This is a genomic window from Streptomyces calidiresistens, from assembly GCF_014141525.1.
Classification (GTDB): domain Bacteria; phylum Actinomycetota; class Actinomycetes; order Streptomycetales; family Streptomycetaceae; genus Streptomyces; species Streptomyces calidiresistens.
Genome location: NZ_VKHS01000554.1, coordinates 1 through 3,763 on the forward strand (window position 1 = coordinate 1; position 3,763 = coordinate 3,763).

The 3,763-nt window shown below is 76.2% G+C and carries 2 protein-coding genes; both read right to left on the reverse strand.

Going from position 1 to position 3,763, the window contains the following annotated elements; genetic code table 11:
* Positions 1–15: 15 nt before the first annotated feature.
* Positions 16–2,337: a hypothetical protein gene (locus FOE67_RS19425; RefSeq protein ID WP_182666049.1), complete on the reverse strand. Its 2,322-nt coding sequence runs from the start codon at positions 2,335–2,337 to the stop codon at positions 16–18.
* Positions 2,334–3,440: a hypothetical protein gene (locus tag FOE67_RS19430; protein ID WP_182666051.1), complete on the reverse strand. Its 1,107-nt coding sequence runs from the start codon at positions 3,438–3,440 to the stop codon at positions 2,334–2,336. The genes FOE67_RS19425 and FOE67_RS19430 overlap by 4 nt, the downstream gene beginning before the upstream one ends.
* Positions 3,441–3,763: the final 323 nt, after the last annotated feature.

Below are 3,763 nucleotides of genomic sequence, written 5' to 3' on the forward strand. Positions count from 1 at the left end.
TAAGAGACAGCGGGTTCACACCCCCGAGGTCCGGCCCCCCTCCCGGTCCCGCCGCCCGTGGAGGGCCCGGTGGGCCTGTCGGCGGCGGTGGTCGAACCACTCCTTGCCCTCGGTGGTCAGGGCCGCGAGCATCCGGAAGCCGTCCGCCGCCCCGGAGACCTCCCGGGCCAGGTCGCGCAGGCTCTCCGTCCCCTCACCGGTCTCCCCCAGCAGGGCGTAGTCCTCCATCTCCACCCGGACGTCCTGCCGGTTGTGCAGGACCAGGCGCAGCGCCTCGCGCGGGACCCGGCCCGTGGCGCCCTCCTCCGTCCCGGCGGGGCCGGTGTCGAGCATCGCGGAGCCGATGGCGTCGTAGCGGAAGACCACGTCGTTGCGGCCGGTGTGCCCGCCGGTGGCGGAATCCACCCGCCAGGTGCTGACCCAGACCCCCTTGCCGGTGAGCACGAACAGCTTGAGCACCGACTCGGAGTAGCGCACCGGCCCGCCGGGCACCCGGGCGCGCACGCAGTCCGGGGCCGCCTCCAGGACGAAGAAGTCGAAGATGATGTCCCGGTTCTCCATCCGGTGCTCGGCCAGCATGGCGCGGCGCAGACGCTGCTTGTCCACCTCCAGCCAGCGGGCCATCCGGACGTCGTCCGGCCGGTTGCGCAGCAGGGTGTCCGCCCACGAGCGCTGCCACCGGCTGTCCTCCTCCCAGCGCTTCCGCTCCTCCTCGTGGATGCGCACCAGGGCGGCGACCCGGGCCGTCTCGGGGCCCGTGTACAGGGCGATGCCCCAGGCGATGACGGTGACCCACAGGACCCCCGTCCCCATGGCCAGGCCGATGAGGACCAGGAGGCACAGCCCCGCCGTGATCCCGCCGATCACCCGCGCCCAGCGGAACCCGTCGGAGGTCCCGGTCGGGTCGGTGGGACGCGGCGCCGGCAGCGGACGGCGGGCGTCCTCGGCCGCGCGGCGCTGGATCAGCCAGTCCAGACCGGCCGCGTCACCGGTGCGCCAGTGGTGGTGGGTCAGTTCGGCCGTCAGCTCGGTCCGGCGGTCGGCGGTGGCGGCCATCCGGTGCGCCGCCGCGGCCGCGTCGTGCGGGGCCAGGGCGGAGTAGCGGGCGTCCACCAGGTCGGCGACGGTCGACCGGAACGCCTCCCGACGCCGCGCGGACGCCTCCGCCCGGGCCTCGGCGGAGGTGCCGGCCCGGCGCCGCAGCAGGCGGTCGGCCAGGCCCCCCGAGCCGTTCGGCCGCGGGCCGGCGGGGGGCATCCACAGGCGCAGGCGGCGTTCGTGCAGCCGTCTCGGGGCGGTCCGGTGGTGGGCCAGGGCGAACAGTCCTCCGGCGAGGCCCACGCCCACCAGCAGACCCACCACGACGCCGACACCGGCCTCCCCCTCGGACGAGGAGGAGGAGGAGGAGTCGAACCCGGAATCCGAGCCGAACCCCGAGTCGAACCCCGTGGACCCCGACCCGCCGCCGGAATCGGAGGAGGCGAGGCCGACCACCCCCACCACCAGCCCCAACAGCAGGGCCACCCCGGTGACCGCAAGCCCGACCCGGGCGTTGGGCAGCCATCGGGGCACGGCGGCCGGGTCCGGCGCGCGGGGCGGCAGGGGGTCGGCGGTGAAGAAGTAGGGCACCCGCTCGGCCCGCCGGTCGGCGAGCCGGGCCTCCTCCAGCGCCCGTGCCTCGTCCGCGTCGCTCAACCGCCGCCGCAGGACCTCGATCATGTGCCGGAGGTGGTCCTCGATCTCCTCGCGGCGGGCCAGGGGCAGGTCGGCGAGGATCGCGGTGACGTCGGTGCCGGGCTCCGGCGGCAGCCCGCCCACCGCGCCCGTGCCGGCCTCCGCCGGGACCTCCCCCGACTCCGGATCCCGCACGGAGAGCTCCGGGTCGAGCACCGCCGTCAGGAGCCAGGCCACGGCCCGGGCCGCCGCCCCGTACCCGTCCGGATCGGGGGACGGGGCGACGCCGGGCGCGGGGAACAGGTCGCGCGACCGCTGCCAGTCGGCGTCGCTCAACTCCTCCGGTGACCGGCGGCTGACCACCGCCAGCAGGCGGCCGTACCGCACCTCCGCCGTGTCCAGCCCACCGGCGACCGCCTCCTCGAACAGCCGCTCGGCGCGCTCGCGCAGCCCCGCGCCCAGGCAGCGCCCCGCCATCCGGGCCCGCTCCTGCGGTGAGGCGTCCGGCCGCACGTGGTACTGGTACACGGTGCCGTGGTTGACGCCGATGCCGCCGTCGCTGATCCCCCCGTGGAGGGTGGCGATCCCGCTGTTCCCGCCCGCCGGCGGCACGTTCGGCGGGGGCGTGTTCGGCGGGGGAACGAAGCTCTCCGTGGTGCTCATGCCGTGCCTCCCCGGACGACGTTGATCAACGCGGTGACGGCGCCGGCGAGCCCGCCGACGTCCTCGACCAGCCCCTTGAGCCGGCGCAGCGCGCGCAGCACCCGGCCCCGGGCCGGCTCGTCCCGGGCCTCCGCCGCCTCGGCGTGGCGCTCGGCCTCGTCGAGTTCGGCACCCGCGTCCCGGTGGGTCTCCTCGTCGATCTCGCGGCGCCGCAGCGCCTCCTTCAGCTCGACGCGGAGCCGCTCCAGCTCGCGCCGGAGGTTCGCGGTCTCCTCCCCGGTGTCGGCGCCCGTGGCGCCGATCCACCGCTGGTTCACCTCACCGCGGTTGACGCCGATCCCCCCGTGGTGGATGCCGCCGTGCACCGTGCCGATGCCGCTGTTGCCGGCCGGCGGGGCGTCCGGGGGCGCCTCGGCGGGGGCGGGGGCCTCTCGCCGGGTCGCCCCGGCGGGGTCCGCCGCGTTCCCGACCGGCGGCGCCTGCCCGGACTCCCGGGACGTCCCGGGCGCGGGCAGGCCCGGCGGCTCGTAGTAGCCGGGGACCCGGATCCACACCCGCTCGCCGCTGATCTCCTTGGCGGCGAAGGGCACCTCCCGGTACTCGGTGGGGTCGATGCCCGGGTGGTCGTGCCGGACGATCGCCCGGTACAGCAGGTCGGAGACGGCCAGGGCCAGCACGGCCCGGTCGGCGGTCTCCAGGGTGCCGCGCAGGGCGGGGAGGTCCACCATGCGGAAGGCGGTGTTCAGGTCGGCGCCCACCCAGCCCCGCTCGTCGCGGGCGACCTCCCCGGCGTGCAGGGCGGCGCGCAGCCGCAGCGAGCGCGGCCCCGTGCGGTACAGGCGGGCGTGGGCGCGCAGTTCGGCGTCGAAGGCGTCGACGAACGGTCCGAGCAGGGCGGTCTTGGGGATCCCGCCGGGCAGGAGGGCCAGGATGCCGTCCCCCCGGTCCTCGGTCTCCGCCCCCTCGATGCCGGCCGTCCGCAGGGCCCGCTCGGTCATGGCGTAGAGCCGTTCGCGCAACCAGGATTGGTCGGGATCGGTGCGCCGGCCGGAACCGACGATGTCGAGGATGACGATCGGATGGTGCTGTGGTGTGAGGTCCACGCGGGCTCCCCCTCGCCGCCCGGCGCCGAACGCGACCTCGCGCTCACCGGTTCCGCCGGGCGTGCACCGACTATCGGAGGAACGTCCGGGGAAGACCGCCTCATCCGAGGGAATCGCGCGCGATCAACCGGGGCGTGTGGACAACGGTCGGAGCGCATTCGCACTCCCCGCGCGCCCCCGGGTACGCCCCTCCGCGCGGTTGACCACGGGGAACGCCGCCCCTTCCGACCCCGCCGTCACGCTCCGCGGTGGCGCCACCCCGCGACGGTGAACGGACTTCCCCCGGACGACACCCGACAAACCAACCGGCCGGAAACCCCGCC

Bases quoted from the DNA above. Each gene is read 5' to 3' on its own strand.
- FOE67_RS19425 (WP_182666049.1), bottom strand. From the start codon at position 2,337: ATGAGCACCACGGAGAGCTTCGTTCCCCCGCCGAACACGCCCCCGCCG.